A 1883-nucleotide genomic window follows, 5' to 3' on the forward strand; every position below is an offset into this window, starting at 1 on the left:
GCGGCGCAAAGCCCAGCTCGTCAATGAGCACTGCGTCGTTGCGCAGCAGCGTGTCGATGACCTTGCCGACGCTGTTGTCGGCCAGTCCGCGGTAGAGGGTCTCGACGAGCTCGGCGGCGGTGAAGTACCGGACCCGATGGCCGGCCTCGACCGCGGCGATGCCCAGGGCGATCAAGGTGTGCGACTTGCCGGTGCCGGCGGGCCCGATCATGCACACGTTCTCGGCCGCGCGGATCCAATCCAGTGAGAAGAGGTAGTCGAAGGTGGCTGGTGGGATCGAGGAGGCGGCGACGTCGAACTCCTCGAGCCGTTTGGTGACGGGGAAGGCTGCCTGCCGCATCCGGGTCCGGGCATTCGACGCATCCCTGGCGGCGATCTCGGCCTCGACCAGAGTCCGCAGGAACTCCTCGGGGTTCCACCGTTGCGTCTTCGCGGTGAGGAGCAACTCGGGGGCCAGCCTGCGCATCGCGGCCATCTTCAACCGGCGCAGCCCCTCATTCAGATCGGCCGCCAACGGCGGTGGGACGCTCGCGGTCACGACACCTCACCGCCCTCTGCCTCAGCGCCGATCCGGTAGGCGTCCAACGACCTAGTCGGGACGGTGGGCAGGGTCATCACCAGTGCCTGCCCGGCCGGGGTCGGCACCGGTGCGTGTCCGTTGGTGGCCAGGATCGACCGGACGTCGTCGGCACGCCATCGCCCGAACGCGACCGCTCGTTCCAGTGCTGCGATAAGGGCCTCGGTGCCGTGTGCGGCGGCCAGGGTGAGGATGGTGGCGATCTCGGTGTTGAGCTTGGTCACGCCGGCCGCGGCGGCCCCGGTGAGGAACTGCTCGGCGACCGGCCCTAACGCCAGGAACTGCTTCTCGGCCACGGTCCGTGGCCGGGCACCACGACGTGGCGTGGCTGGTCGGGGTCGGTCGTAGTGGGCATCGTCGATGCTGGTCTCACCGGGTGCGACCAACCCATGTTCGGCGTGGATCTCCCCGGTGACCGGTTCGATGACCCGCAGGATCCGGTCGCGCTCGTCGACTAGGACCGTGACGATCTTCGCGATCAGTCGGTTCGGGACCGAGTAGCGGGCCGATCCGAACCGGATGCAGGAGAGCTTGTCGACCTTGCGGGTGATCGGCGCTGGGCCGACCTCGAGCCGCAGCGAGGGCAGCTCACCGAGCAGCTCCCCTTCGCCGCCGCCCGCGCCGCCCGCGCCGCCCGCGCCGCCCTCGCCGTGCAGCCGGGCGGTGGGGATGGCGTGGGTCTCGCTGTGGCGACGGCCGTTGACCTCGACACCCCACGCCACCGCGCGCTCGTTCAGCCCGGCATAGCCCTCAGCCCAGGGGTTCTCGTCGAGCTCGAGCGGGACCAGCAGGTCGTCCTTGGCATAGCCCACCAGGTTCTCCACGATGCCCTTGGACTCTGGATCCTCGGCCTGGCAGAAGTCGGGCCGGAACCGGTAGTGGCTGGCGAACCGGACATAGTCAGGTGCCGGGACGACGACGTTGGCGACTACGTTGCCCTTCAGGCAGCCCATCCTGTCCGCGAGGACGACCTTGGGGACGCCGCCGAGCTCCTCGAAGCACTCGGCCAGCAACGCCAGGGTGGTGGTCTGCTGCTCGTCGGGAGCGAACCGGACGAACCGGTAGCGCGACCAGGCCAGCACCGCACAGAACACATGCGTGCGCCGACCCGCGACGATCTCGGTGCCCCAGTCGATCGCCAGCACCTCACCGGGCGTCCAGATCGCCGGACGCCGGCCACCGGCACGGGCCTGCTTGATGCGCCACTCCTGCTTCGCCTCGGCGACCAGACGTCGGAAGTTGCGGTCCGAGCCGTCATAGCCCGCCGCCCGGGCCAGCGGCAGCAGTCGTTTCGCGCTGATCTTGG

The 1883-nt window shown here is 69.5% G+C and carries 2 protein-coding genes; both read right to left on the minus strand.

Features of this window, described 5'->3' with window-relative positions:
* The coding region (locus ACYQ1K_RS27810; RefSeq protein WP_459986873.1) for an ATP-binding protein at positions 1 to 538 on the minus strand (538 nt) is incomplete at its 3' end.
* The coding region (locus tag ACYQ1K_RS27815) for a DDE-type integrase/transposase/recombinase (protein WP_459986874.1) at positions 535 to 1883 on the minus strand (1349 nt) is incomplete at its 5' end. The genes ACYQ1K_RS27810 and ACYQ1K_RS27815, both read right to left, overlap by 4 nt.

This window comes from Nocardioides sp. AN3 (assembly GCF_054653495.1).